This is a genomic window from Serratia sp. X3 (assembly GCF_014982455.1).
Classification (GTDB): domain Bacteria; phylum Pseudomonadota; class Gammaproteobacteria; order Enterobacterales; family Enterobacteriaceae; genus Serratia; species Serratia ureilytica.
Map to the genome: position 1 here is coordinate 1,917,176 of NZ_JADCNB010000001.1, position 25,410 is coordinate 1,942,585.

Below are 25,410 nucleotides of genomic sequence, written 5' to 3' on the forward strand. Positions count from 1 at the left end.
GCTTTCAACTGCTTATTTTGTGGGCGCACTGTTCACAATGCCAACGAAAAGGCAAGCGGAATGTTGATATTATATGCATCGACTCAGGAATTCACGGGCAAAACGGTTCTTTTTCTCGACAGGAATAGCCCTCCCCGGCTTTTCGCTTGCTTATGGCGAAGGGCTATCGTGCAAAACCTCATCAGTCGGGGCATCACGCAATCTCCGGCGCCACCATAAAAACCCGGCGAACATTCCCGGTAAGAGAGCGATCGCGCCAAAAATACGCTGATCGGCATTCAGCAAACCGGGAGCAATGGCGGACAGCACCGCACATAACAGCAGAAACCACCGCAACCGGCGAATGCGGGAATGGACGATACCGGCGATAGCCCCCACCAGACATGCCGGCAAAAAACCGAGTGCATAAGAAAAAGTCCCAATTAGCACCAACACTCCCAACGCATCACCGACGTTGAAATATCTGGGATCCACATACCCACTGATGCCAAACGTCATCAGCAGCAACATCAACATCCCCCCCAACGGCGGGGCAACCAGGCCGAAGAACATCATACATCCTGCCCCTCTTCTTACCAGATGCCGTATAGCGCCAGACTTCATCCCTCCTCCTATACCTCCGTTCCTTATGATACCGGCAGTGGATATTTGACCTATGGATAGCAGTGCAAAGGTGCCCCCATCCGACGAGCAGCCATGACTCATGGGGTTCAAGTGGACTTCTTCGATGCTTTTTTCTTGGGCACAGGCAACTGAGCGTAAGTTATAGAGACTAATTGGGAAAGCCAGGCGCTATCTTCCCAACGCTCTGCCGGAATCACAAAACAGGGCTTTGCACCAGGATAAGGCGCAGCCTCCAAGCCTTCCTTCAGGAACGCTTTACCGCCCGGCGTCGGTTTGATAAACAATCGATCGTCGCAGACCAGCGCGACCAGTTTCTCACCGCAATAAATGCCATACTCACCGAACATCTTCTTTGCCGAAACCGTATCCGAAACAAAAATATTGCTGATGATAAATTCTACCGTACTCTGTTTTGAGGCCATCAGGTTCGCCTATTCCTTATTCCGGAGACAGGACAGCGAACAACTCCCGCCAATTCCCGGGCGCGCAGCGGAGCAGTTCTTTCAGTCGCGCTTGCACGTCTTGCGCAACCTTAGAAACGCTCTCGCCTTCTTTCAAAGGCCTATCGCCAGCAATGATGCGAATCTCTGTCCGGATATCGCCCATATCCGCCTCCCACCCACCAGCTGATTCAAGCAGATAAAGCAAGTGATACGAAATTGAAAAACCAGGCACCGTCGAATTATTCTGACAAGCGCGCTGCAAGTTCAGGCGCGTCAACCCAAGCGCCTGACTAGAAAAGGTCTGACTTTCAAGGCCAGGCGATAACTCCGACGCATCTACAGCCTCGTTAGCCAACGTTCGCCAATAGGCCACATCGTGCTTTCCGTCAGATTGCAGCATATTCAAGCTGGCGTAGAATGCCATCGCGTCGATATCATCGAACAACCGTGAAAGCACCAGATCGCTCCTGTAGTCGAATCCAAAAAAATAAGTTGTCTCGTCTAACACCAGCGACTCAATCCCCCCTACGGCAGGGAGCCGTTCACCGAACATGAGTATGCCCTTAGCATCGTTGTCGCTTTGTTCACCGGCGCGGCGTAACCATTCGACGGCTTCGGTGCCATCACCCCGCTGGAGAACATGCAAGGCATCCAGATTGAATTTGGCCAGCTCATTGCCCTGCTCTGCAGCTTGACGCCACCAGGCAACGGCCTGTTCTTCATCTTGGGCAACGCCACGACCATCCATGTAGAAGGAGCCAAGGTTCGCTTGAGAAACAGCATGCCCTTGCTCCGCCGCCTTACGCCACCACGTTATCGCTTGGACATCGTCCTGAGCCACCCCCTCACCCTGAGCGTAGCAAGCAGCAAGGCTTGCCTGGGCGATTACGTCGCCTTGCTCGGCCGCACGACACCACCAGAACACAGCTTGACCGCTATCCCATTCAACGCCCTCACCTGTCGCGTACATATTGGCGAGATTCCGTTGCGCTTCTGCACTGCCTTGTTCTGCCGCCTTGCACCACCAATATATGGCTTGAGCATCGTCCTGCTTCACCCCCCTGCCAAGCCGGTACATTCCGGCAATATTGACTTGAGCTATAACGTGCCCTTGTTCTGCGGCTTTATACCACCAGTCGACCGCCTGTGTATCGTCCTGGGCGACGCCTCTCCCCGCTTCATACATACCGCCAAGCCAGTTCTGAGCAATCTTATACCCCTGATCCGCCGCTTTCTGCCACCACGCAGCGGCCTGGATATCGCTTTGTGCTACGCCTCGGCCTGTGGAGTACATAAACGCAAGATCAGATTGGGCGGCAGCATCCCCTTGCTCAGCAGCCTTATGCCACCATGCCACGGCAAGAGCATCGTCCTGATCTATGCCCAGACCGTGCATATACATTGAGCCCAGAGCATGCTGAGCCATAGCATGGCCGTTCATGGACGCCTTGCGATACCACATCACGGCCAGGGCGTAGTCCTGTGCCTCTCCATCCCCATCCTCATATCTCCGGCCCAGTTGATACTGCGCCTCAGCCTTGCTTTTTCTAAAAATTCTCAGAAGACGATGCATCATATTGACAAATTCCAAAGTATTTTTTTTAAGTTCGTCAACAAAGCGGGCTGTTTCAAATCCATATTGTGCTGAGCCAGCCTTGCGAGGCAGCCAGGCGGCAAGCCGGAATAACTCGGCACTCGCCTTTCAGCAAAAAGTCCCCTTCCCGATCCCTTATGTTTGGATATAGCTGGCACAGGATGTCCCGTTAACAAAGCCGCAATTGCCTAACCAGAGCATTGCATCGAAGAAACGCAGACAACTTCCGCACTGCAATCTCATAAGGCCAAAACCTGACGTAAACGAATATTATGCCGACAAATCAAAGCAGAATAAGCGTTAACATATCTTTCCTCATGAAATACAATTAATTACAAAATGAAATGCTGTCCATCTCACTCAATCCTTTGGGAGTCGGTTTAAAACGCCCCCGCTTCTCGAGTCCGGTGTAGGGAATAGACTTTCAACGCTTCGGAACCAATAAGCAGTGAAAAATTGAGAACCAGATTACGGCTTTCTGTAACACTCAATAGCCAAGGAAGAAAGGATAGCGATGGTTCAGCCAGTATGATACGCAGCGGAGTCTGCATATAAGCCCAGCGACGCGCGAAGCAATTTTCACTCAGGAATAACCTGGCGGAAATCGCAATCGATATGACCAATACCGTAGACAACATCCACCAAAAGCCAGAAAACCAGAGCGGTTGCTCCATTTCATCCAGCACGACAAAATCTGTGTAAAAGGGAATCTGCCGATGACTTAAATTGAGCCAAAGAAAATGGATAGTGAAAAATAAATCCATGCCACCCCAGAATAAGAAAACCTTTCGATTCACGCCCCCTCCCCGACATACTTTCCTATAGACACTTTAGAACCTGCTCTTTTCTTTATACCCAAAACCGTTCGGAACGGATAAGCGATAAACCGCAAGAGGAAGCGTCGCCACCTAAGCTTAATGAATATCATTAATTTCATTTCTCACCCCCATAAAGTTCAGCTCTCCTCTCTCTGGCTAAATAAATAAAAAATACGCATACCAAAAAACAAAAACATAATGAAAAAAAATAATTAACTTCGAAGCATAAAATCTCATCATGGTAAACTGACAATCAAATTTAAAATATCGGCAGTCGTCCACTTTCCCGTCATGAATAATCGCTCAACAGACTCAGCGAATGGTCGCCGTTTAACAACCGACGGCAGATGAATGTATCCAGCCAATAAGATACATAACTCTCATGTGTTAGCCCTCCGTATCAGTATCAGGTTCAATCACAGTGCATTCCTTCAGATTGAAGTCTTCTTGATTATCGGAAAATCCCCGTGCATACATGACCGATATAGGCCCCCAATAGACCACCCTCAACGCCTCACAGCTGTAATCGCGAATAGAAACATTGTCCATTTCATCAAGCGTCGCTCCTCTGACTCTCGCAAACTCAAACTTCGTGCCTGAAAACGCACTGCTACCTGGACTTAACCCGTTGGGATAAATGTTGCGCCATTGCCAGCGCGTTATCGGCTCGTAGTCGATCCGATACGGCAATCCATACACAGAATCGGGGTTTTTCTCAAATAAGTGGACCTTCATTCTCGCAGGCCATAACGTCCAAAGCAGCAGTAATGAAATTACTATCGCACCGCGACAAAGCCACCTTTTCTGACGGAGCAACTGAGTCATCCATCCCACTACCGCAATTTGAATGCCAAACCAAATAAACCAAGGTGGCAACTCGTTATCAGACCATGGCCATATTCTACGTTATAAAATGCCGCCAGACTGGCGACCATACTGATCACGCTCCCGACGAGGGGAACCCGAATGGCTGTTTTCACGATAGACTCTACCTTCAGGTTTATACAAACGTTCCTTATCTACTATTTTGGATGGAAAGGAAATAGGCCAACCTGAAAAGAGAATATTCCATAGGAACAACGCTGAAATTAGCGAGCAATATGCTCACCTGCATAGCGAAAAATTACTTAGACGGTCGGCAAGACGCGCCTAGCCGAATTGCTGATCACCCAGGACATTCGACGCAAGGTCCATGGACAGCACGAGGTGGTGATCGTGTTCGATCCGAAGGGCGACGCCAACCTGCTCAAGCGGATGTACGTCGAAGCCAAGCGTGCCGATCGCGAGAGTGAGTTCTATGTCTTCCATTTGGGCTGGCCAGACCTCAGCGCGCGCTACAACGCGGTGGGCCGTTTCGGCCGCATCTCAGAGGTGGCCACGCGCATCGCCGGCCAGCTCTCCAGCGAAGGCAACAGTGCCGCGTTCAGGGAATTCGCCTGGCGCTTCGTCAACATCATCCCCCGCGCATTGGTCAAGCTCGGCCAGCGGCCGACTACCTGCTGATCCAGCCGCATGTGGTCAACATCGATGCGCTGTTCATCGAATACGCCGCGCAGTACTTTGCCAAGAGCGCCCCGAAGGCATGGGAAGTCATCGTCCAGCTCGAAGCCAGAATCAACGACAAGAACATCCCGCGGCACATGGTCGGGCGCGAGAAACGCGTCGTCGCCCTCGAACAGTACCTGTCTCAGGTCCGCGTCTACGATCCGGTGCTGGACGGATTGCGCAGTGCCGTACGCTATGACCGCACCTATTTCGACAAGATCGTTGCGTCGCTTTTACCGCTCCTGGAAAAGCTCACCACAGGCAAGACCGCGCAACTTCTTGCGCCAAACTATTCGGACCTGGACGATCCCCGTCCCACCTTCGACTGGATGCAGATCATCCGAAAGCGGGCTGTCGTCTACGTCGGGCTGGATGCACTCTCTGACGCGGAAGTTGCCGCGGCGGTGGGGAACTCGATGTTCTCCGACCTGGTTTCGGTCGCCGGCCATATCTACAAATTCGGTATCGACGATGGCCTTCCCGGTGGCGAGGCAGGAACCAAGGTGGCGATCAACCTGCACGCTGAGCCGTTTCGCTTCTTCGGCGTGATGGTGGGTGCGCTGGTGCTGAGCATCGTGGTCGAGTGTGTATGCATGGCGCTGTTCCGGCCGGAACACGGATGGCGCCACGCTAGGGATATGCTGAATTTCGAGCTGGCACAGCTATCGAGCGAGTTCACCCGGAGTACTCTCGTGCAAGAGCCGGGACGCACCGCCCGGGCGCTGATCGAACAGGCGTACGAGTGGGTTTTCGTCAAGACTGGTCTGGCGACCGACATCCGGGATGCCTCGCAGCGAGCCAACGCCGCCGCCTCGCGAACAGCCCATGACTTCCGCTACTACCTGGGTCTGGTCTACGTCCATCTGGAGCAGTACCTGATCGCCGCGGCCTATATGGCGCTGGTATTCCTGCTGCGGCTGCTGGTGCTCTGCATGAGCTTGCCGCTGTTTCTGCTGGCCGCCTTTGTCGGCCTGGTGGACGGACTGGTGAGGCGGGATCTGCGCCGCTTCAGCGCCGGCAGGGAATCGGGATTCGTCTACCACCGCGCCCGCGCGAGCCTGATGCCGCTAGCCGTGCTGCCTTGGGTGAGCAACCTGGCGTTGCCCATCAGCGTGCATCCATTGCTGGTACTCGTTCCCTGCGCGCTCTTGCTGGGACTGGCCATGAGCATTGCCGCAGGGAGCTTCAAGAAGTATCTCTAGGCGATATCGACGCATGACGTCGTTTCGAGTGCCAAGACGGCATCCGGAACCCAGGCTCGTTCGCCACTACTACTCTCGGAGAAGACAAAACCGCTTTCGCTGAAGAGAAGGAGCAAGCGATCGCCCTTTCGGACAGTCAGCTCAAGCGCTGAGAAGTCCCGTTTCAATCGCCATCCTTCGTCAGTGACGTCGCACCAACTGTCAGGCGTCCATCCCGCGCGCCCGTCGGATCCAATGCACCACGTCCATCCCATGAAGTCGGTACTCATAGAGCCGCCTACACACGGGCGAACGACATCCCCCTTTGCCACGGAGATCGGGTTTTCATAGGGGCGCGCATAGTCGTCAATCGCAACACCGAATGTATCCGCAGGAAAAACATAGAGCATAGAAACCTCGCAACCTGGCATCCCTCCAGTAAGGAAAGATGCCATGACATCGTCTCAATCCATACCCGGAACAATCAGCACGCCTAATCGCGCGGCCAGGTTCAACACTTCGTCATAGGCTCCGCCGTCGTCCACCAGACTGCGTGAGCTCCCCTGCTGCTGTAGCGCTCCCTGAGGAATCCTGTCTCCAAAGAGCACCACGGCACGCGCCGAGTCGTCCTGCCTGGATATCCAGGAGAGCCCTTGGGCCTGTGGGGCCTTCTCGTGGAGTTTCTGGGCCCATTGGCGGGTGGCCGGGTACTGGTCCTTTTCCGTGTCGATGAGCTGCTTGCGGGTAACGCCCAGCTTGCGCAATGGCACGCTGGCCAGGTCGATCAGTTGCAGATCATGGGTCACTTCGACCTTGGAATGTACCTGCCCGCTCAGTTTGCTCTTGTCGAGCGTCTTGAAACCTGGCGCGTACGGAACATCGTGGAATACCGTTTCCATGAGGGCGCAGTCCATGGTCGAGCCGCCGTACAAGGTGGGAATGGCATCGCCTTGGGCGTTCTGGATAGGGCTGAAGCGCGCATTGCCCTGCGTGCCTGGATTGAACTGGTCGGCGTTGTACCGACCAGGGTGCACGCGGTGCAATACGGCTCCAGCCTCCACGGTCGTCATGGTGAAGTCCGGAGCGTCAGGAGGTACCGGTGTGACAGTACCGGCATCAGGAACCGCCGAGGCCGGCGCCGGGCCGGAAGATGGGCGCCGGCGATCAGCCATGCGCTATCTCCTGCACTTCATCCCTTGCGGCGTCAATCACTCTATCCGGTGCCGTCGCCAGCAGGTCCTGCGGCCGCTTGCCTCCCAGGAAGCTGTTGACCGAAAGAAACCAGTAGGCCATGCCCCAGGCATCCTTATGCTCGGCAAAAACCTCGATGACCCTGGCCATGGCCTTCAACGGCCGGAAGTTCGTACTCCGGTCCAGGCCATAGTCAGGGAAGTAGTCGACGCCATTGTGGTGAATGGCGAATATCTGCCCCTGTTTTTTCCACTTGTTGGGTTGGGTGCTGGGGTTCGTCGCACTCAGCCCGGCCAACTGGGCAATCTCGGCAGCCGTCAGCCAATCGCCACTGTCGAGCACGGCCTTGCGCGCCCTGGCAAGCATCATCGCTTCCTTGAGCAGCCGTGGCGAAGCTGGCTTTCGCGGAACGAGCGCGTCAGCCAAACGCTCCACGACTTCGCGATCCTGCCGTGTCAGCAGCGCTTCGAACATCGACGAGGCAACGTTTGACATGTTCTCAGTCAAGGTCTTCAGCACATGGGCATTCATGTGCTCGAAAGTGAGCACCATCACCTTATCGGCATGCGACTTCCGGAGCTTGTCCTGAATTTCTTTTGGGGTTCCAACAAGAGTAGAGACCCTTTGATGGTCGTGAACGACGTTCATAGATTGACTCCTTGTTGATTATCACGATTATTAGACAATATCATATCCTGAATAATCCTCAAGCATCCTCCCTCATAGGTGTACTGATACAGGACTTCTCAAGCCCAAGCAGTCCCTCTCCTCTCGGGTGAGATCCTGGGCTACGCGCAGGATCGGTACGAGGCGCTGACGGGCTGGAAGGCTCCGGCCGCTAGCGGGCCTTCGGCACGGTCACTGACACCTGCGCAGCGCGCCGTGGATGCACAGGCGCGGCAGGCGATCAGCCGCGAGCTTGGGCATGAGCGCACGCAGATTACGGCGGTGTATCTGGGACGATAATCACTGTTCTTTCAAACCGATCTCGCGTTTGAACTTGCGCAGTTCACTACGCTCTTCCTCATCTTTTGGCTGAGAAAGGGATAGAACGTCTGCGCCGAATTGAGCAATGAATCGGGAGTTTTTCTCACCCGAGGCCCACATCCGGCGGAAAGCGTCCAGTGCAACTTGGACGGAGTACTTTCGAGCGATCATATCCCCAACAGAGAAGCACAAATTCTCATCGCCATACCCTTTTGAGTTGTTAACCAAGGCTTCCAATAGGAAGCCTTTTTGATCGATGGTGAGCTTCTCAAAGTCGTTGTAAATTCCAGAAATGAAGCCCTCTATACCTTGCCTAGAGAAAATTAGAGGATCCGACAACACCTCCAGATATAGTGAAAATATATCCCTGGGCAAGGGAGAAACTGTTAGCGACAGGTACTCTAATGCGAACGCAATCTCTGCGACCTCTTTTCGTTTAGAGCTAGTTCGTAAAGCGTTAATACGAAACCGTAGTTCGTCAATAGTTGTCGTCATGGCGTTAGCGCGTTAGCGCGTTAGCGCGTTAGCGGGGATAGTCCACCATAGGATAATCCGCCATAGAAGTGACGCCAAGCCTTCGGTACTGTCACCGATGCCTGCACAGCGCACTCTGCGCGCACAGGTGCGGCAGGCCTTCGGCTCGCTCGTCTTGCGCATCGCCTCGGCGGCAAAAATCGAGTATCTACGCAGGAACCCGAATTGTTAACAGGGGTACCGCCCCGCCTGTTGCGTGTAAACGTCAGTCAGACCGCCGCGTGACGGTCGGATTGACGCAACAACACCTGAGAAATGCGAGAAATGAGGCGCGTCCACAGGGCAAACCTCTCCGAATGGGTGGGGCTTCGCTTCGGTATCCGGCCATTCCGCGCCGGCAATCGCACGACAACCTCGTGCGATTGCCTATTAATCAGTGATTCTATAAATTTCATCGGCCCCCAAATTCAAAATCATCCATGATTCGCCGAAGGGCAACAGAGTCTTCGAGGACATCTGAGATGAATAGATTGCATTTGTTTTTCCCCTCACCAAACCCGTACCCAGATTCATAGCTATAGCGATTTTGATTATTTAGCCTATGCACGGCATCGAGAATTCGCTGTGCACATGGCTTTGGTTCAGGCTCAAGTCCGCGAGGATCGATTCGATTGTTTGGATTTAATGGGTAGATGTGAAAATTCCAACCACCAAATAGCCCGATCGGGTTCTTGGTGACGAACCGCCCCACCTCTGGATCGTAGTACCGATAGCGGTTGTCGTGCAGCCCCGTCTCGTGGTCATGGTACTGCCCCTGGAACCGGATCGGGTTGCGCAGCTCGACACGGCCATCCGATGCCTTGCGCAGTGCTTCTTTCACCACACCCCACGCGCGATACTCGGCGGCTCACGCAATCTCGCTCTGCTCGTCCGTCAGCTCCTGCGGCGTGCTCAGGTTGCCCGCGCATCGTACTGGTAGTGGGTGCCGGCATATTGCTTGAGCAGGTTGTCCAGCGATTTGGCGAGGCGACAGCGCAGCATGGCTGTGCCTGAGTGCTCGGATGGTGTCATACGCCGCGTTATTTTCTTCTTGCATGGCGAACCACCCGACGTATCAAATTATTGTTTCACCGTTTAACGGCTGCATCCAGCAAACGAGTGTTCCGGGAGTCCGCGGTCGCGTTTCTGCATCATCTGAACAGCTTAATCCTCAAAAAGAGAACGAAAGTCCAACGGCGCCTTGCTACTCGTTATGCCATAGGTAGCTGTTCTCTACCTCAGGCCGCCAGGTTGCACAGCTCTCTTCCGTTCCAAAATTAGCCGAAGTCCAGGGGCTTTCGATAAACGGCCATGGCCTATTTGCGTGTGATGCCTGCTGAACGAGGATCCTCATCGAAAGCACCCCTGAGTGGCTCCAGCTCAACGGGTTCGGTATCCCCGCACAATAATTCAGCGTCGGTCCAAATTCCCCCAGCGTTTTCGGCAGCGCGAGATTAACAGACACCGATGCCCCCATCTCCAAAGCGTGTCGGGTCTTTGCATACTCCGGTAAGGCAACCTCTGCACGCTGCAAAGCCTGTTGCACGCTGGGCTGGCGCCACACAGGTTTCAGAGGCAACATCAAAGTGACCCCGTCCAGCTGCGCACCACGGTGGCTGACGGGGAGGTTGAAAGTGAAGCGCGTCGGCGTGCCCGATATGATATGCGGCCGCACAGTCACCGTGTGGTCTATCAAATCATCTGCAAAATGCGGTGAGGGATAGCACGTCACGCCGGTCATGCAGCGAGTAAGCTTTAGCACTCTGCTCGATTTCCAATAGTGGCCGGTCACTTTTGCGCTCTTTAGCATCCCGGCCAAAGCGGCCTGATTATCTGTAGGGCTCGCATACGGGTAACGCAGCGCGTAATTTTCAACAGTGAACGCGACGGTATCGTCGACTGTCGATCTCGCAGGCCAAGGCCACAATATCGTTACCATGACGATCCACAAAATACAGTGCATACCCATAACCTACCTCCTTGTTATCAGATTCACGGAAATATCCTTTCCTGCAGTCGTTTGTTCACCATCGCCGGACGGTAATAACGGCTGAAAAACCACCTGGATGTTCAGACTATTTGCGACGGGAGAAAAAGTACATCATGCAAGAAAAAGAATGCGTGATTCTGTTGCTTCGAGGTATTGAATCGACGGCCAGAGACATAGCCACTGATTAAAGATTGATGGAGGACAGAGGAAGGAAATAGAAAACGAAGAAGGGGCCGAAGCCCCTTTTCCTTACCAGCCGAATCACGGGGATTCAACAGGCTAATGTTTGGAGCGGGAAACGAGGCTCGAACTCGCGACCTCAACCTTGGCAAGGTTGCGCTCTACCAACTGAGCTATTCCCGCATTACCAGAACTGACTGATTTCTTTGCTATCTTTCAGCAATTCATCGTTGTCGTCTGATGCGATGCATTCTACTTACCTGACGTGATGAGTCAATAAAATTGTTGGCCCATCACGGTCGTTTGCCGCTTTTTGCAGCGTATCGATCACGGTTCCAGCAAATCGTTACGCGCCGCGTTCAAATATTGGAACATCGACCAGAAAGTCAGCACCGCCGCAATATACAGCAAGCCGATCGCCACATATTCCACAGAGCGATCCGGGCGCCACAGCAAGCCCACCAGCGACATCATCTGCGCCATGGTTTTCACTTTACCGATCCAGGACACCGCCACGCTGCTGCGTTTGCCAATTTCCGCCATCCACTCGCGCAGCGACGAAATGATGATTTCGCGGGCGATCATGGTGGCCGCCGGCAGCGTGATCCACCAGCTGTGGTAGTGCTCCGCCACCAGCACCAGCGCTACCGCCACCATCACTTTGTCCGCGACCGGATCCAAAAACGCCCCGAAGCGCGTCGTTTGTTTCCAGCGGCGCGCCAGGAAACCGTCAAACCAGTCGGTGACAGCGGCAAACACAAAGATAACGGCGCAAACCATCGGAGCCCAGCTGAACGGCAGGTAAAACGCCAGCACAAAGAATGGGATCAGAACTACGCGAAACAGGGTAAGCCAAGTCGGTATATTCAATTGCATAATGCTACGGTAACTATCTGGCTAAAGTGGAAATTAAGAGTATGTTGCTACATTGCCCTCAGTGTTTCAATGCATTGTAGATCTTTTCTGCCAATGCTTGTGAAATACCCGGCACTTTTGCAATTTCCTCCACGCTGGCGTTCAACAAAGGTTGCAGTCCGCCCATATACTTCAACAGCACCTGGCGCCGTTTCGGCCCTACGCCCTCAATCAGTTCCAGTGAGCTGGTATTTCTGACTTTCGCCCTTCTTTGCCGGTGACCGGTAATCGCATGATTATGTGAATCATCGCGGATGTGTTGGATCACATGCAGCGCCGGCGAATCCGGCGGCAACGAAATCCCTTCGCCTTCCGGCACGAAGAACAACGTTTCTAACCCGGCCTTGCGATCGGCGCCTTTGGCGATGCCGATCAGCAACGGTTTATTCTTGTCCCAGGTGACGTTCAGCGAGTTGAACACGTCGATCGCCATGCCGAGCTGCCCTTTACCGCCGTCGATGAAAATGACATCCGGGATTTTTTTCTCTTCCAGCGCTTTGCCGTAACGGCGTTTCAGCACCTGCGTCATCGCCGCGTAGTCATCGCCGGGGGTGATGCCGCTAATATTGTAGCGCCGATACTCCGAACGCACCGGGCCGTTTCCGTCGAACACCACGCACGAAGCCACGGTCTGTTCGCCCATGGTATGGCTGATGTCGAAGCACTCCATACGGTTGATTTCCGCCAGATTCAGCACCTTGGCCAATTCCGCCAGCCGCTGATGGATCGTCGACTGTTGCGAAAGTTTGGTGGTCAACGCCGTTGCCGCGTTGGTGCGAGCCAGCTTCAGATAACGGGCGCGATCGCCGCGCGGCTTGCTCTGAATTTGGATCTTGCGCCCCGCCAACTCGGAGAGCGATTCTGCGAGCAGGTCCTTTTCCGGCAAGCTGAAATCCAACAGGATCTCGCCGGGCAGCGTGCGCGCCTGGCTGCCCTGCAGGTAAAACTGGCCGACGAAAGTCTGCACCACTTCGCTCATATCCGTACCGCCCGGCACCTTAGGGAAATAGCTGCGGCTGCCCAACACCTTGCCCTGACGGATGAACAGCACGTGCAGGCATGCCATACCGGCGTCGAACGCCACGCCGATGACGTCCAGATCGTCACTGTCGCCCGACACGAACTGCCGCTCGGTAACGCGGCGCACGGCCTGAATTTGATCGCGTATGCGCGCAGCCTCTTCGAAATTGAGCAGCTTGCTGGCTTCTTCCATGCGGGCAATCAGCTGGTGCAACACCTGTTGATCTTTACCCGAAAGAAACAGCCGCACGTAGTCCACCTGTTGCCGGTACTCTTCTTCACTCACCAGGCCGGCGACGCAGGGGCCCAGGCAGCGGCCGATCTGATACTGCAGACACGGGCGCGAGCGGTTGCGATACACGCTGTTTTCGCACTGGCGGATCGGGAACAGCTTCTGCAGCAGCGCCAGCGTTTCGCGCACGGCATAAGAGTTGGGAAAAGGACCGAAATATTCGCCCTTGGCGTGTTTGGCGCCGCGATGCACCGCTAAACGGGGATGGGTATCGGCGCTGAGAAAAATCAGCGGATAAGATTTATCGTCTCGCAAAAGAACATTATATCGCGGTTGGTACAATTTAATGTAGTTATGTTCCAACAACAGCGCTTCTGTTTCGGTATGGGTAACCGTTACGTCTATTTGCGCGATATTTTTAACCAGCGTTTCGGTTTTACGGCTGCTGACCTGCTGCCGAAAATAGCTGGCGAGACGTTTTTTCAGGTCTTTGGCTTTACCAACGTAGATCACCGTGCCAGTGGCGTCATACATACGATAGACGCCAGGTTGGCTGGTGACGGTACTCAGGAAAGCTTTGGCATCAAAACGGTCATTCACTGCTTAACAACGTCTCCGCATTGAACAATCCATGTCGGATGGCCAGGTGGGTCAGTTCGACATCGCCGCTGATATTCAATTTGCTGAACATACGGTAACGGTAACTGTTCACCGTTTTCGGGCTGAGGCTCAGTTGCTCCGAGATCTCATTCACTTTTTTGCCTTTGGTGATCATCAACATGATCTGCAGCTCGCGCTCAGACAGGCAGCTGAACGGCGTTTCGGCCTGCGGCTCCAGCTGGCTCAGAGCCATTTGCTGGGCGATATCAGACGCGATATAGCGCTGCCCAGCATGCACGGAACGCAAGGCGTTAATCACTTCCTGCGGCGCGGCGCCCTTGCTCAGGTAGCCGGCGGCACCCGCCTGCATCACCTTCGCGGGCAAGGGATTTTCGGTATGGATAGTCAGCATGATGACTTTGACGTCGGGTGCATAACGCACAATCTTGCGCGTGGCTTCCAGCCCGCCAATGCCCGGCATATTCATGTCCATCAGCACGATATCGACAGCGTTGCCACGGCACCATTTTACGGCGTCTTCACCGCACTGGGCCTCACCGACAACTTTTATACCTTTGATATCTTCAAGAATGCGTCGTATCCCTGCGCGCACCAGTTCGTGGTCATCAACAAGAAGAACGCTAATCAAGGAAAATTCTCCAAAAAAAGGGAGTAACGCAATCAGCCTCTGTTTTCGCCAGAGATATTACTTGTTTTTCAGACAAGAATGAACACAGATTAATACATACTTCCGAATAACTTTGCGGAGCATAGCTGATTTTTCAATTTTAGCCGTCTATGCCGCCGATAAATCGTCCCGTCGGAAAAGATCGAGCGACGAAAATAATTTCGTCGCGCTGCGTCAGACACAGGATAGCGCGACAATCATGCCGCGAGGGAGAAATCTGTGTAAGCAATCACGACATGAATAATATTAACACGGCTGTTGGCTGTTTGTAATCATTTGATATTTAAAGACGTACCAAAAGCCGCAGCCAACGCGAGCCTGACCGCCGGCGTACAAAACTATTATTACCGCCCAACACCGGCAAAATCAGTGCTACCGCCCCCAATAATTATAATAACCCCGATTGTTCAACAATAACGTGCCGGGCAAATACTTGTTAACCGCCTCGAAATAACTGGCCGACAATGGATGACCCGGGCGTGCAACGAGCAAACTTCACCCACCAGCGCCGCCAGAGCAAGCCCGGTGCAGATGGTTGACGCATGCTATGCTATACTCCGCGCCCAGTTAAATTCGCCGCCGTGCGTGGGCAACTTGCCTGTAGTCCGCGCGCGGTGCGCTAAAGCAGCTTGTATCAGGCTACGGCCTCAAAAATCAGGAGAGAAAATGAGCAACGTTGATTTCACTACGTCTGCAAACCCGGAGATCTTGGCGACCGAGGTTGCCTGCCTCAAAGCCACGCTGACGCTGATCCTGAAGTCGATCGGCCAGGCCGATGCCGGGAAAGTCATCATCAACATGGAACGTTTCATCGCCCAGATTGAAGATCCGACTCAGGCGGAAATCTTCAAGAACAGCATTCAGCAAATCAAGCACGCTTACCGCCAGTAAACGCTGCCGCTCAGACCCGCAATTCATGCGGGTCTGTTTTTCCCCGCACTACACAATACGCCATTGATTCTGCTCAGGCTTTCGGGCAGTGTGTTGGCTTTCCCCCGACACCCGAGACCGTTATGGGCATCCTTGTCAAAGCGCTGATAGGCGCGCTGGTCGTGGTTCTGATCGGCCTGCTGGCCAAAACGCGCAACTATTATATCGCCGGTTTAGTCCCGCTCTTCCCCACTTTCGCTTTGATTGCGCATTATATTGTCGGCAGCGAACGTTCAATAGCGGCGCTGAAAACGACGCTGATTTTCGGCATGTGGGCGGTGTTGCCCTATCTGGTGTATTTGATTTCGCTGTATTTCCTGATTAATAGTCTGCGGCTGTCGTTAGCGCTGGGTGCGGCGGTACTGTGCTGGATTGCGGCGGCGTGGCTATTAATTACGCTGTGGGGATGGTGGCAAGGGCGTTAACGCCCTTGCCTGGGCGGTTACGGCCGCCCTGCCTGCAAAACGAAGCCTCGCTGCGGATCGCCGGCGATCCGCAGATAGCGGCTTTCACCGGCGCGCAGCGTCATCGGCACACTGCCGCTGGTATCGCGCCAAATACACAGAGAGTTCTCTATCATATCTTGCCCGATGCTCACCGAAGTATTGCCCGGCGGCACGCGAAACTCCGCTTTTTCTTTCGCGCCCAGCGAAGCGGCGAACTCCCCATTCACATAAACGCCGGTGCGGCAGCTACCCGCCAGCATTCCACTGTCACGCACCACCACCACCGTGGCGTATGGCGTATCCGGGATATTCTGATAAAGCATCAGACGGCTTGGGGGCGGTAATTCAGCCCGTTGCGGCGGTACGGCCTGGGTCGCACATCCCGTCAACAGTACAGAGGCGAACAACAACGCGGCGTAATGCTTCATCCTTGGCTCCTGAAAAAAATAATGCTTATCGTAACAAGAGAATAGCTGCTGTCAGTAGCCTTCATGTCGCAGAGATGAAAAAATCGGATAACTTCCCACTCATCGCCCAGCGCGTCTTTCCGGATAAGAAGATTCTGTATTAAAGACCTTGAAATAAAGGCGATTTTTACAAATTTAAAACTTTACCATGCCGCGTTGGATATCTGCCGCAAACGCGTCACTAACGTAGCTGAAGCCATCCGGCGTGACGTAAACCCGGGTATGACCGGTCTCTGACAGCACTGCTACCATATATCCCAGACTGAGCATTTCATGCGAAGGAACATTCATCGGCGTTAGAAATCCGCGTCCGCGGCACCACTGATAAAAGCGAGTTCGCCCATATCCCAACACGGTGCCAACATCGGAAAGGTGCTTAAAATTATCATAATCCCCTGATGGTGAAGGCAAACCGTCATGGCTTTCAGGCGTTTTCTTTATCCCAGACAAAATAAACTCCTTTTTTGTACCTGTCGCTAACGGTTATCCCTCATCTGAGCTGAATTTAAAAAATCCAAATTTAAAATGCAAATGAATTCCCTGTAACTAAAAATTATTTAATGGAAGAATTCTGAAAATAAAGGCACAATAAAAAAACAGAAATAAAAAAATAGAGCATTAATACCGTACATTAAAACTTGGTCATGGGTAAATATCCTAATTCAAAATTCCATTTAAACAGGATAAGAAAATACTTAGCTTGCATACCGTTCTTCCCTCTCATAACGCTGAGATAATGACCAGTCCATGCAGCAAAAAGAGAATAGATATAAAATCGCTCTGCCCAAGCACTCTCATCGTCAGCTCTGCCCCTTGTAAGCCTCTCCCCTATCGCCGACGGCGCATTTCAGGGTGTCGTTGCCTCAATCACACCTAAACAATAACCATTATCATTTCCAATTATGCCGTCAGTTGATTACACTTTTTCGCATCGCTGGTTGGGAAGATTCCTAGTCAGTGATCACCAGGATAGAGGAAGAGTTAGGGACACCATGAAGAATTACCGTTGTTTGATTGTTTTGCCGTTATTGATGATGACTGCCTGTACCCAATGGGAAAGACCCGGCGCAGTTGAGAGCACCCGAAATGCCGAATATGCCGAATGCCGCAGTCGGGGCTACGATCGCTTCCCGCCAGACGTCGTGCGGGATGTAGAGTTCAGCTACGAAAACAAATACATCCCTTGCGAGAAGAATAAGAAAGATTGTCCATCGGGATATCGCTATGACAAAGAGCCGTCGATCAAAACGGTACAGACCGATCGCAATCAGTCAGCGCGAAACGCCACCATCGAGGCTTGCATGTACGGCAAGGGCTGGCGAGAGAAAACCTACTATTGGCCGCAGTGGTGATGCAGCGAAATCGATTTGGACTGAAACGCCACCGCCGCGATGCCCCATCAATTATCGTCGTCGCTGCAATGCCTTCCCAGAGCAACCAGCGTTTCCGTCCGCACCGGCGTTAAAGGGACCCGTGGCGGCGGCAAAGGCCACCCCAACAGGTGCCGCGCCGCCGTCGCGCAAACCTTGCCCTGACAGGCTCCCATACCACAGCGGCTGCTCAGCTTGGCCGTGTTCCAGTCAGGTTGATGGCATACCTGTTCCAGCGTGACGTCTTCGCAGCGGCACAGCAGGGTCTGCGGTTTGGCCAGATAAGTCATGCGTTCATCAAGCGCAAAAGCGGCCGCTGTCGACGTGGCGAAACGCCGCCATCGCCGCCGCTGCGCCGTCAGGGATTCGGCTTTTGCCTTTTGCCCCGTGGCGGCATAACCGGCGATGGAGCCGGTGATAAGCGCCAATTCACTGCCGCCGATACCGGTACACTCCCCGGCGGCATAAATTTGCGCCTGGCTGGTTTGCTGCCAATGATCCACCGCGACGGCGTCGTGTGCGATACGGCATCCCAGCAGCATCGCCAGTTCAATATTCGCCACCAAACCGAAGCCGCAGGCCAGCCTGTCGCAGGCCACCGTACTTTCCCGCCCGCCGTTGCCGACGCGCACTGACGTCAAGCGCTCTTGCCCCAATGCCGCCAATACTCGGCTATCGGCACAGTAATGAGGCTGAATCAGAGAAAACGACTGACGCAGCTTGGACGGCCAACGCCACAGGCCGCCGGCGAATGCCGCCAATCGCCGCAGCGCCGCCTGTTCCGCTACCAGCACGACCTCGCCACCGGCCTGTTTCACACTTTTCGCCACCGCCAACAGCAACGGACCGCTGCCAGCTATCACCACCCGCTCGCCGCGGATCGCCAGCCCCTGCTTGATTTGCGCCTGTAGACCACCGGCGCCGCTCACTCCCGGCAACGTCCAGCCAGGAAACGGCAGCAGCAGTTCACGGGCGCCATTGCATAGAATCAGCTTTTGATAACGAATCACGCCGCAGCCTTCGGCGTCTTCATACGCCAATCGGTTAGCGCCACACTGCGCCACCAGCTTGCAGCCGGCGTGCAGCACAATATTTTCCCGCACTGCCATCGCCTGCCGATATCGTCTCGCCGCTTCAGGCAAAGCCACCTGCGGCCCATCACGCCAGATTTGCCCACCAGGGTGCGGATTATCATCGATCACCCGTATCTGCCCCCCATTTTCCGCCGCCGCCAGCGCTGCCGCCATGCCGGCCGGCCCGGCGCCGATGATCAGCACCTCGCAATCGAAGTCACTCATCATCGCTCCTCTCAATCCGCATGTCGGATTGGCACAACGTCTGGCACGCCAGGCGGCGCAGACCGTTAATGGTTACCCGGCACTCCTGACAAACGCCCATGCCGCAAAATGGTGCGCGCGGCTGGCGTGAAATCGACAACCGGCAATGATCCCCGCCGCACAAACTGAGCGCCACGGCAACGCTGATGCCAACCGGGACCTGGTAGGATTTGCCGTCGATGCTCAACGCGAGCGTGTTTTGCCTCTCTTTCATACGGGCTGCTCCTCGGCGGCAAACGCCCGCGCCGCCAAATACGGGGAATAGTCAATCTCCGGCGCCTGCCGGCCGATCTGCGCAACAAGCAGCGCGGCGCTGCCGAGGGCGGTCGTGACACCCAACCCCTCATGCCCCAACGCCAACCACAACCAGGTATGCCGCGGATGCGCGCCCAACAGCGGCAATCCATCGGCAGAGGCGGCGCGCAGCCCGGTCCAACAGCGAATGATGTTCAGCTGCGTCAGTGTGGGCAAGAAATGCTGCGCGCGCATGAGCATCGCCGCCAGCAGCGGCATATCCAATGACGAATCGACGGAATCGAACTGGCGGGAAGAACCGATCAGCCATTGCCCGGTGGGCCGAGCCTGCACATTGAACGCCACGGAGGCGCCGTCGCTGGCATGCGCGCTGGCGCCATACCCCAACTCCACCAACTGATGCCGCACCCGCGGCGGATAACGATCGGTGATCGCCAGGTGGCCCTTCTTGGCACGCAGCAACGGTTGCGACAACAAATCATTGGCCCGCAGGCCGCAGGCCAAGACGACCACCGGCGCCGCCAGCTCTCTGCCGTCCGCCAACCGCACCGCCGCCTCGTCCAGCGCGATCGCTTCACCCTGCACCACATCGATCGCCGCGCCAGCGTCGGCCAACAGCCAACGCGCCGCGTGCGGCGCATACAAAATGCCGTCGCCCGGCACCCGCAGCCCACCGGCAAGCCCCTGCCGCAGCATCGGCTCCATGGCGGCAACCTGCTCCGCAGTCAGCAGTTCCGCCGCCACGCCCTGCTCCGCCAGCCGCGCCAGCTTTTGTTCGGCGATGGCCATTTCATTCGCTTGCTCCGCCAACCACAGCGTTCCGCAGCCGCGCCAGGCGCAGGCTTGCGGCATCCGGCCCGTCACTTCACGCCATAACCGCAGCGAATAAGCGCTCAACGCCAGCTCAGCCGGGTTGTCGTCCATGCATACCAGGTGCCCCATGCCGGCGGCGGTGGCGCCGGCGCGACAGTCGTCCACCACCGAGACGCGGTACCCCTCCCTCGCCAACCGCCAGGCGCAGGCGGCGCCGATGATGCCGGCACCCACCACGATGGCATCAACTCCTCGTCCGCCGACCATCAGCGTATGCCCCAGACAAAAGGATCGCGTTCGTCGAGCAGCAGTTGGCTATCGGCGCATACATAAGCCTGCCCACGAATAAAGGGGGTGATGCGCTCGCCGTTCCAGCGGTAATAAGCCTGGAATTCGCTGCCGATGACGCTGGCCTGGCGCCAGTGCATATCGGGCGCCAGTTTGCCGTCCGCCGCCAGACACGCCAGCTTGGCGCTGGTGCCGGTGCCGCACGGCGATCGATCGTAGGCTTTGCCGGGGCACAGCACGAAGCTGCGGCTGTCGGCCTGCGGATCGTCACCGAACAGCTCGATATGGTCGATCGTCCCGCCGTCTTCGCCACGAATGCCCGCCTGTTCAAGCGCCTGCCGGACCGCCCAGGTGAACACGGTCAGCGCCTCCAGATTGTGTTTATCGATGGTCAACGGCGACTCGCCGATGAGGAAAAACCAGTTTCCCCCCCAGGCAATGTCCCCCGTCACCGGGCCGTAACCGGCCACCTCAACTCGCACCTGGTGGCGATAACGATAAGCCGCCACGTTCTCTACGGTAACGCTGCCGTCATCATGCAGCGTGGCGTTCACCGGGCCGACCGGGGTCTCGATCAGATGACGCCCGGCGCGGATGCGCCCGAGATGCGCCAACGAAGCAATCAGCCCGATAGTGCCGTGGCCGCACATGCCCAGATAGCCGGTGTTGTTGAAAAAGATCACCCCGGCGGTAGCCTGCGGCGAACAAGGCCGACACAGCAACGCCCCCACCAACACGTCATTGCCGCGGGGTTCGAGCATCACCGCGCAGCGCCAATCGTCATAATGTTGCGCGAAATGCGCCCGCCGTTCCGCCATGCTGCCTTCGCCAAGGTCGGGGAAGCCTTCGACGATCAGCCGGGTCGGCTCCCCGCCGGTATGAGAATCGATCGCCCGCAAAGCGGTGATATGCGCAGAAAGTGCCATCGGCGTCTCCAGGGTTAATGAGATGTTACCAATGGCGTTAGCCTGAACGAATGCGCGCATGGCGGCTTGATGCGTTTCGGCGTGGCGAATGAAGAAATCAGCACAATGACGACAGGCTAGTCTGGCCCATCACGGGCATACATTTAACGAAACCATAATAATATCTTATTTATCATGACGTTACTTTCATGCTAAACCACCGCGTAGCGAGAAATGCCGCAGTTTTCAAGCAACCGGCGCGCGCCGTCCAGCAAAAGTTTGCGGCGATCCGCATATTTGGTGGCCAGCCGGAAATAGCGCTTGATTCGTTACAAAAAAGTTAATATTGATGCGAAAGCGCCAACCTGGCCGCCTGTTTTTCCGGCTAACGACCGAAAAGGGACTGCTATGCGATCCATTTCAGACCATCAACATCAGATTTCTCTCTCGCCGCCTGCCCTGGTGGAGCAGCCGGTTCAGGAGGACGTTTTCGCCGTCGAACATTTGTCGCGCCTGTGCGACGGGCTGGCGCAGCAGCGTCCGAACAACCTGCGCGATCTGCTCAATACGCTGGCGCTGATCGCGCCGTTGCTGAACGCGATTCCCAATGTGGTGTTCTTTATCAAAGACGCCCAGGCGCGCTACCTGTTGGCCAACCTGACGCTGGCCAGGCGCTGCGGCTTCAAGACCGTCGCGCCGCTGCTGGGCAAGACGTCCGCCGACGTTTTCCCCGCGCAGCTCGGATCCGGCTACACCGAGCAAGATCTGCGGGTATTACGCCACGGCGTGCTGATCCAGGATCAGCTGGAAATGCACCTGTACAACGGCCGTGAAACCGGCTGGTGCCTGACGCAAAAGCTGGCGCTGTACGACGCGCAGGGAAAAATCATCGGCATGGCGGGCATTTCACACGATCTGCAAGAGGCCAAAGCCAATCATCCGGCTTACCAACGGCTGGCCGCGATCGACGTCTACATCCGCCGCCACTACGCCCGACCGATCGCGCTCGAGGAGCTGACGGCGTTGACCGGGTTGTCGGTGGCGCAGATAGAACGCTACTGCAAACGCATCTTCCACCTCACTCCGCGCCAGATGATCCACAAAGTGCGGCTGGAAAAGGCCACGGAACTGCTGGCGGGCGATCTGCCGATCACCGACATCGCGCTGCAGTGCGGTTATACCGATCACAGCGCCTTCAGCCGTCAGTTCAAAGCGATGACCGGTTCCACGCCACGTGATTTCCGCCTGACGCTTTCCGCTTAATACGCTGATTTACCCCATTAAAATCATTCTTTATGGCGCACCGGCGCCCGGTTTCTGCACGCCCGCTTTCCGGCGCCATTGTGCCAATTTCGTCGCAGCAATCGGCGAAAAGCGTCAAGCCTCCCTGCGCAATACCGGTCAATCTGTCGGTGAGCCTCACCAAAGATTCACTTTTTATTAACACTTTCGGACGACAGGACAAACACGATGAGCCATAAAACCCTAAGCTGGAGCGGCGTATTCCCGGCGGTGACGACCCAGTTCCGCAACGATTTTTCTCTGGACCTCGACGCCACGCATACGGTGATCAAAAACCTGGTGCGCGACGGCGTCTCCGGCCTGGTCGTCTGCGGCACCGTCGGTGAAAACACCTCGATGACGGTACAGGAAAAGCTGGCGGTGATCGAAGTGGCAAGGGACGCCGCCGACGGCCAAGTGCCGGTGATCGCCGGCATCGCCGAATTCACCACCGCCTTCGCGCAAAACATGGCGCGTGAAGCGCAAAAGGCCGGCGTCGACGGAATTATGGTGATGCCGGCGCTGGTCTACTCCGCCAAGCCGCACGAAACCGCCACGCACTTTCGCAGCGTCGCCGGCGCTACCGATCTGCCGATCATGGTCTACAACAACCCTCCCATTTACAAAAATGACGTCACGCCCGACATCCTGACCTCACTGGTCGACTGCGAGAACATCGTGTGTTTCAAAGACTCGTCGGGCGACACACGCCGCTTTATCGATCTGCGCAACGAAGTCGGCGATCGCTTCGTACTGTTCGCCGGGTTGGATGATGTGGTGCTGGAGAGCATCGCCGTCGGCGCGCAAGGCTGGATCTCCGGCATGTCCAACGCTTTCCCGCGCGAAGGGGAAACCCTGTTCCGGCTGGCGAAGGAAAAACGCTATGAGGAAGCGCTGGCGCTGTACAGCTGGTTCATGCCGCTGCTGCATCTCGATGCCCGCCCCGATCTGGTGCAATGCATCAAGCTGTGCGAACAGCGGGTCGGCCGCGGCAGCGCCGTCACTCGCCCGCCGCGTCTGGCGCTGCAGGGGGAAACGCTCTCCGAAATCAACGCCGTGATCGATAAAGCGCTGGCCACTCGTCCCGCACTGCCGAACGTCGGCCTGTAACGCCTTCACCGCCCGGCCACGCCGGGCGTCGCACTTTCTCTACCAGGGGGACCCATGCCCAACGCTCGCGATGCCGCCATCAGCGGCCAACAATTTATCGGCGGCCAGCGCCGTGCTACGGGAGAAGCGGCGCTGCTCAGCCTGCGCGCCGACGACGGTCAGCCGACCGGCTACCGCTTCCACCAGGCTACGGCGGCAGAAACCGCCGCCGCCGCCGAAGCCGCCGCGGCGGCCTTTGATCCCTATTCGCAATGCAGCGCCGAACAACGCGCAAGTTTTCTCGACGCCATCGCCGAGGAGCTGGACGCGTTGGATGAGACCTTCTTTGCCTTCGTCATGCAGGAAACCGCCCTGCCACCGGCGCGGTTAAGCGGCGAACGCGCCAGAACCAGCGGCCAGATGCGGCTGTTCGCCACGCTGCTGCGACGCGGCGACGTCGAGGGCGTGCGCATCGACTGCGCGTTACCGCAGCGCTCTCCTCTGCCGCGTCCCGATCTGCGTCAATATCGCACGGCGCTCGGTCCGGTGGCGGTGTTCGGCGCCAGCAACTTTCCGCTGGCGTTTTCCACCGCGGGCGGTGATACCGCCGCCGCGCTCGCCGCCGGCTGCCCGGTCGTGTTCAAGGCACACAGCGGCCATATGATCACCGCCGAGCTGACCGCTCAGGCGATCGAGCGCGCAAGGGAACGTATGGGCATGCCCGCCGGCGTCTTCAACATGATCTTCGGCAACCGTGTCGGAGCCGAGCTGGTGCAGCATCCAGCGATTCAGGCCGTGGGGTTTACCGGCTCACTGCAAGGCGGTCGGGCGCTGTTCGATCTGGCCGCACAGCGTCCCCAGCCGATCCCGGTCTTCGCCGAGATGTCGAGCATTAACCCGGTCGTGATCCTGCCGCAGGCGTTGGCTCGACGCGGGCAGCACATCGCGCAGGAACTGGTCTCCTCCTTCACGCTCGGCTGTGGCCAGTTTTGCACCAAGCCCGGCGTGATCGTCGCGCTGCGCGGCGTCGCCTTCGAACAGTTGACCGCGACGATGAGCGCATTGGTCGACGCCGCCGCCCCACAGCCGATGCTGAATGCCGGCACGCTGGAACACTACCGGCGCGGGCTGGCCGCGCTCGATGCCCATCCGCACATACGGCATCTGGCGGGGGGGCGCGAAATTCTGCCTCATCGGGCAGCGGCGCAGCTTTATCAGGCGGAGGAAACATTGCTGCTGCAGGCCGATCCGCTGCTGCAAGCTGAGGTCTTCGGTCCGGCCAGCGTGCTGGTGGCGGTAGATAACGAAGCGCAGCTGCATGCGGTGCTGGCGGCGTTGCAAGGCCAGCTGACCGTCACGCTGCTGGCGGAAGACGGCGATCTCGATATGGCCGCCGGGCTGACGGCATTGCTGACGCGCAAAGCCGGCCGGATGCTGTTCAACGGGTATCCAACCGGAGTAGAGGTGTGCGACGCCATGGTGCACGGAGGCCCTTACCCGGCGACCAGCGACGCGCGCGGCACCTCAGTAGGCACGCTGGCCATCGAGCGTTTCCTGCGGCCGGTCTGCCTGCAAAACACCCCAGCGGCGCTGCTGCCGCCGCCGCTGCAGGACGCCAACCCGCTCAATCTGCTGCGGCTGGTGAACGGCGTTTACACCCGAGATCCCATAGTTTCACCTGCCCAACATTAGCCCGGCCGCATCTGCC

The 25,410-nt window shown here is 56.4% G+C and carries 25 protein-coding genes, 1 tRNA gene and 3 pseudogenes; 8 read left to right on the forward strand and 21 right to left on the reverse strand.

Translation table 11 applies throughout. The annotated features are described in order from the left end of the window. Positions 1 to 150: 150 nt before the first annotated feature. From IMX17_RS09290 to IMX17_RS09310, 5 genes are all read right to left on the reverse strand, one after another. Positions 151 to 555 carry a DUF5413 family protein gene (locus tag IMX17_RS09290; protein ID WP_182264759.1) on the reverse strand — a complete coding sequence of 135 codons (405 nt, stop codon included), beginning with the start codon at positions 553 to 555 and terminating at the stop codon, positions 151 to 153. A 155-nt stretch (positions 556 to 710) separates the two neighbouring features. After that, a complete protein-coding gene (locus IMX17_RS09295; RefSeq protein WP_182264760.1) occupies positions 711 to 1,046 on the reverse strand; it encodes a TfoX/Sxy family protein in 336 nt (111 codons plus the stop codon). A 16-nt stretch (positions 1,047 to 1,062) separates the two neighbouring features. Further along, entirely contained in the window at positions 1,063 to 2,643 is a 1,581-nt protein-coding gene (locus tag IMX17_RS09300) for an SEL1-like repeat protein (protein WP_193549665.1), read from the reverse strand. Positions 2,644 to 3,041: 398 nt separating this feature from the next. Beyond that, entirely contained in the window at positions 3,042 to 3,458 is a 417-nt protein-coding gene (locus IMX17_RS09305; RefSeq protein WP_193549666.1) for a hypothetical protein, read from the reverse strand. 408 nt (positions 3,459 to 3,866) lie between these two features. Beyond that, the gene (locus tag IMX17_RS09310; protein WP_193549667.1) at positions 3,867 to 4,304 is read right to left on the reverse strand and encodes a hypothetical protein; all 438 of its coding nucleotides are present in this window, start codon (positions 4,302 to 4,304) and stop codon (positions 3,867 to 3,869) included. A gap of 309 nt (positions 4,305 to 4,613) precedes the next feature. On the opposite strand from IMX17_RS09310, the pseudogene traD reads away from it, so the two are divergent. Together traD and IMX17_RS25370 are read left to right on the forward strand one after the other, a co-directional pair. Beyond that, positions 4,614 to 5,557, forward strand: a pseudogene (gene traD / locus IMX17_RS25365) (conjugative transfer system coupling protein TraD); the annotation flags it as partial. Further along, positions 5,552 to 6,226: pseudogene (locus IMX17_RS25370) on the forward strand (TIGR03747 family integrating conjugative element membrane protein); the annotation flags it as partial. The pseudogenes traD and IMX17_RS25370, both read left to right, overlap by 6 nt. Here the strand turns inward: IMX17_RS25370 and IMX17_RS25445 are convergent. The 10 genes and pseudogenes from IMX17_RS25445 to uvrY all read right to left on the reverse strand — a co-directional run bounded on the left by IMX17_RS25445 (position 6,223) and on the right by uvrY (position 14,482). After that, complete coding sequence (locus IMX17_RS25445; protein WP_370571082.1) at positions 6,223 to 6,660, reverse strand: SH3 domain-containing protein; 438 nt, start codon at positions 6,658 to 6,660, stop codon at positions 6,223 to 6,225. The pseudogene IMX17_RS25370 and the gene IMX17_RS25445 overlap by 4 nt on opposite strands. Positions 6,661 to 6,669: 9 nt before the next feature. Beyond that, positions 6,670 to 7,377 carry an RES family NAD+ phosphorylase gene (locus tag IMX17_RS09330; protein ID WP_193549669.1) on the reverse strand — a complete coding sequence of 236 codons (708 nt, stop codon included), beginning with the start codon at positions 7,375 to 7,377 and terminating at the stop codon, positions 6,670 to 6,672. Further along, the gene (locus tag IMX17_RS09335) at positions 7,370 to 8,044 is read right to left on the reverse strand and encodes a hypothetical protein (RefSeq protein ID WP_182264767.1); all 675 of its coding nucleotides are present in this window, start codon (positions 8,042 to 8,044) and stop codon (positions 7,370 to 7,372) included. The genes IMX17_RS09330 and IMX17_RS09335 overlap by 8 nt, the downstream gene beginning before the upstream one ends. Before the next feature lie 318 nt (positions 8,045 to 8,362). Further along, positions 8,363 to 8,878: a hypothetical protein gene (locus IMX17_RS09340; protein ID WP_193549670.1), complete on the reverse strand. Its 516-nt coding sequence runs from the start codon at positions 8,876 to 8,878 to the stop codon at positions 8,363 to 8,365. A 430-nt stretch (positions 8,879 to 9,308) separates the two neighbouring features. Further along, positions 9,309 to 9,743 (reverse strand): annotated as a pseudogene (locus IMX17_RS25405) (RHS repeat-associated core domain-containing protein); the annotation flags it as partial. Positions 9,744 to 10,100: 357 nt separating this feature from the next. After that, positions 10,101 to 10,865: a hypothetical protein gene (locus IMX17_RS09350; protein ID WP_182264770.1), complete on the reverse strand. Its 765-nt coding sequence runs from the start codon at positions 10,863 to 10,865 to the stop codon at positions 10,101 to 10,103. Positions 10,866 to 11,173: 308 nt separating this feature from the next. Then, positions 11,174 to 11,249, reverse strand: a tRNA-Gly gene (locus IMX17_RS09355). Positions 11,250 to 11,393: 144 nt separating this feature from the next. Beyond that, entirely contained in the window at positions 11,394 to 11,942 is a 549-nt protein-coding gene (pgsA, locus tag IMX17_RS09360) for a CDP-diacylglycerol--glycerol-3-phosphate 3-phosphatidyltransferase (protein ID WP_033642639.1), read from the reverse strand. 58 nt (positions 11,943 to 12,000) lie between these two features. Then, the gene (uvrC, locus tag IMX17_RS09365; RefSeq protein ID WP_193549671.1) at positions 12,001 to 13,833 is read right to left on the reverse strand and encodes an excinuclease ABC subunit UvrC; all 1,833 of its coding nucleotides are present in this window, start codon (positions 13,831 to 13,833) and stop codon (positions 12,001 to 12,003) included. Further along, positions 13,826 to 14,482 (reverse strand): UvrY/SirA/GacA family response regulator transcription factor, encoded by a 657-nt coding sequence (gene uvrY / locus IMX17_RS09370; protein WP_004927947.1) that lies wholly within the window; start codon positions 14,480 to 14,482, stop codon positions 13,826 to 13,828. The genes uvrC and uvrY overlap by 8 nt, the downstream gene beginning before the upstream one ends. Positions 14,483 to 15,187: 705 nt before the next feature. Here uvrY and IMX17_RS09375 point away from each other — a divergent pair. Next, complete coding sequence (locus IMX17_RS09375; protein WP_004927950.1) at positions 15,188 to 15,412, forward strand: DUF2594 family protein; 225 nt, start codon at positions 15,188 to 15,190, stop codon at positions 15,410 to 15,412. Positions 15,413 to 15,534: 122 nt separating this feature from the next. Beyond that, on the forward strand, positions 15,535 to 15,876 hold the full coding sequence (locus IMX17_RS09380) for a GlpM family protein (protein ID WP_004927953.1): 342 nt from the start codon (positions 15,535 to 15,537) through the stop codon (positions 15,874 to 15,876). Between the two features lie 17 nt (positions 15,877 to 15,893). Here the strand turns inward: IMX17_RS09380 and IMX17_RS09385 are convergent, their stop codons facing one another. After that, entirely contained in the window at positions 15,894 to 16,325 is a 432-nt protein-coding gene (locus IMX17_RS09385) for a hypothetical protein (RefSeq protein WP_193549672.1), read from the reverse strand. Positions 16,326 to 16,499: 174 nt separating this feature from the next. Beyond that, on the reverse strand, positions 16,500 to 16,814 hold the full coding sequence (locus IMX17_RS09390; protein ID WP_046899234.1) for a hypothetical protein: 315 nt from the start codon (positions 16,812 to 16,814) through the stop codon (positions 16,500 to 16,502). 542 nt (positions 16,815 to 17,356) lie between these two features. Here IMX17_RS09390 and IMX17_RS09395 point away from each other — a divergent pair. Next, positions 17,357 to 17,716 (forward strand): hypothetical protein, encoded by a 360-nt coding sequence (locus IMX17_RS09395; protein ID WP_033642634.1) that lies wholly within the window; start codon positions 17,357 to 17,359, stop codon positions 17,714 to 17,716. Between the two features lie 47 nt (positions 17,717 to 17,763). On the opposite strand, the gene IMX17_RS09400 is transcribed toward IMX17_RS09395, so the two are convergent. The 4 genes from IMX17_RS09400 to IMX17_RS09415 are packed head-to-tail and all read right to left on the reverse strand — an operon-like array spanning position 17,764 to position 21,353. After that, positions 17,764 to 19,032 carry an FAD/NAD(P)-binding oxidoreductase gene (locus tag IMX17_RS09400; RefSeq protein WP_193549673.1) on the reverse strand — a complete coding sequence of 423 codons (1,269 nt, stop codon included), beginning with the start codon at positions 19,030 to 19,032 and terminating at the stop codon, positions 17,764 to 17,766. Next, the gene (locus IMX17_RS09405; RefSeq protein WP_193549674.1) at positions 19,025 to 19,285 is read right to left on the reverse strand and encodes a (2Fe-2S)-binding protein; all 261 of its coding nucleotides are present in this window, start codon (positions 19,283 to 19,285) and stop codon (positions 19,025 to 19,027) included. Before IMX17_RS09405 ends, IMX17_RS09400 begins: the two co-directional genes overlap by 8 nt. Further along, complete coding sequence (locus IMX17_RS09410; protein ID WP_193549675.1) at positions 19,282 to 20,406, reverse strand: FAD-binding oxidoreductase; 1,125 nt, start codon at positions 20,404 to 20,406, stop codon at positions 19,282 to 19,284. Before IMX17_RS09410 ends, IMX17_RS09405 begins: the two co-directional genes overlap by 4 nt. After that, positions 20,406 to 21,353, reverse strand: coding sequence for a 4-hydroxyproline epimerase (locus IMX17_RS09415; RefSeq protein ID WP_193549676.1), 948 nt, complete (start codon positions 21,351 to 21,353; stop codon positions 20,406 to 20,408). The genes IMX17_RS09410 and IMX17_RS09415 overlap by 1 nt, the downstream gene beginning before the upstream one ends. A gap of 387 nt (positions 21,354 to 21,740) precedes the next feature. Here IMX17_RS09415 and IMX17_RS09420 point away from each other — a divergent pair, with 387 nt between their 5' ends. The 3 genes from IMX17_RS09420 (at position 21,741) to IMX17_RS09430 (ending at position 25,394) form a co-directional block, all read left to right on the forward strand. Beyond that, positions 21,741 to 22,595, forward strand: a complete 855-nt coding sequence (locus IMX17_RS09420; protein WP_193549677.1) for an AraC family transcriptional regulator — start codon at positions 21,741 to 21,743, stop codon at positions 22,593 to 22,595. Between the two features lie 207 nt (positions 22,596 to 22,802). Beyond that, a complete protein-coding gene (locus IMX17_RS09425) occupies positions 22,803 to 23,723 on the forward strand; it encodes a dihydrodipicolinate synthase family protein (protein WP_046899228.1) in 921 nt (306 codons plus the stop codon). Between the two features lie 54 nt (positions 23,724 to 23,777). Then, positions 23,778 to 25,394 (forward strand): aldehyde dehydrogenase (NADP(+)), encoded by a 1,617-nt coding sequence (locus IMX17_RS09430; RefSeq protein WP_193549678.1) that lies wholly within the window; start codon positions 23,778 to 23,780, stop codon positions 25,392 to 25,394. The last annotated feature ends 16 nt before the right edge of the window (positions 25,395 to 25,410 follow it).

Coding starts and splice junctions, on each gene's coding strand:
- IMX17_RS09290 (WP_182264759.1), bottom strand. CDS start 555: ATGATGTTCTTCGGCCTGGTTGCCCCGCCGTTGGGGGGGATGTTGATG.
- IMX17_RS09295 (WP_182264760.1), bottom strand. CDS start 1,046: ATGGCCTCAAAACAGAGTACGGTAGAATTTATCATCAGCAATATTTTT.
- IMX17_RS09300 (WP_193549665.1), bottom strand. CDS start 2,643: ATGATGCATCGTCTTCTGAGAATTTTTAGAAAAAGCAAGGCTGAGGCG.
- IMX17_RS09310 (WP_193549667.1), bottom strand. CDS start 4,304: ATGACTCAGTTGCTCCGTCAGAAAAGGTGGCTTTGTCGCGGTGCGATA.
- IMX17_RS25445 (WP_370571082.1), bottom strand. CDS start 6,660: ATGGCATCTTTCCTTACTGGAGGGATGCCAGGTTGCGAGGTTTCTATG.
- IMX17_RS09330 (WP_193549669.1), bottom strand. CDS start 7,377: ATGGCTGATCGCCGGCGCCCATCTTCCGGCCCGGCGCCGGCCTCGGCG.
- IMX17_RS09335 (WP_182264767.1), bottom strand. CDS start 8,044: ATGAACGTCGTTCACGACCATCAAAGGGTCTCTACTCTTGTTGGAACC.
- IMX17_RS09340 (WP_193549670.1), bottom strand. CDS start 8,878: ATGACGACAACTATTGACGAACTACGGTTTCGTATTAACGCTTTACGA.
- IMX17_RS09350 (WP_182264770.1), bottom strand. CDS start 10,865: ATGGGTATGCACTGTATTTTGTGGATCGTCATGGTAACGATATTGTGG.
- pgsA (WP_033642639.1), bottom strand. CDS start 11,942: ATGCAATTGAATATACCGACTTGGCTTACCCTGTTTCGCGTAGTTCTG.
- IMX17_RS09375 (WP_004927950.1), top strand. CDS start 15,188: ATGAGCAACGTTGATTTCACTACGTCTGCAAACCCGGAGATCTTGGCG.
- IMX17_RS09380 (WP_004927953.1), top strand. CDS start 15,535: ATGGGCATCCTTGTCAAAGCGCTGATAGGCGCGCTGGTCGTGGTTCTG.
- IMX17_RS09385 (WP_193549672.1), bottom strand. CDS start 16,325: ATGAAGCATTACGCCGCGTTGTTGTTCGCCTCTGTACTGTTGACGGGA.
- IMX17_RS09395 (WP_033642634.1), top strand. CDS start 17,357: ATGAAGAATTACCGTTGTTTGATTGTTTTGCCGTTATTGATGATGACT.
- IMX17_RS09400 (WP_193549673.1), bottom strand. CDS start 19,032: ATGAGTGACTTCGATTGCGAGGTGCTGATCATCGGCGCCGGGCCGGCC.
- IMX17_RS09405 (WP_193549674.1), bottom strand. CDS start 19,285: ATGAAAGAGAGGCAAAACACGCTCGCGTTGAGCATCGACGGCAAATCC.
- IMX17_RS09410 (WP_193549675.1), bottom strand. CDS start 20,406: ATGGTCGGCGGACGAGGAGTTGATGCCATCGTGGTGGGTGCCGGCATC.
- IMX17_RS09415 (WP_193549676.1), bottom strand. CDS start 21,353: ATGGCACTTTCTGCGCATATCACCGCTTTGCGGGCGATCGATTCTCAT.
- IMX17_RS09420 (WP_193549677.1), top strand. CDS start 21,741: ATGCGATCCATTTCAGACCATCAACATCAGATTTCTCTCTCGCCGCCT.
- IMX17_RS09425 (WP_046899228.1), top strand. CDS start 22,803: ATGAGCCATAAAACCCTAAGCTGGAGCGGCGTATTCCCGGCGGTGACG.
- IMX17_RS09430 (WP_193549678.1), top strand. CDS start 23,778: ATGCCCAACGCTCGCGATGCCGCCATCAGCGGCCAACAATTTATCGGC.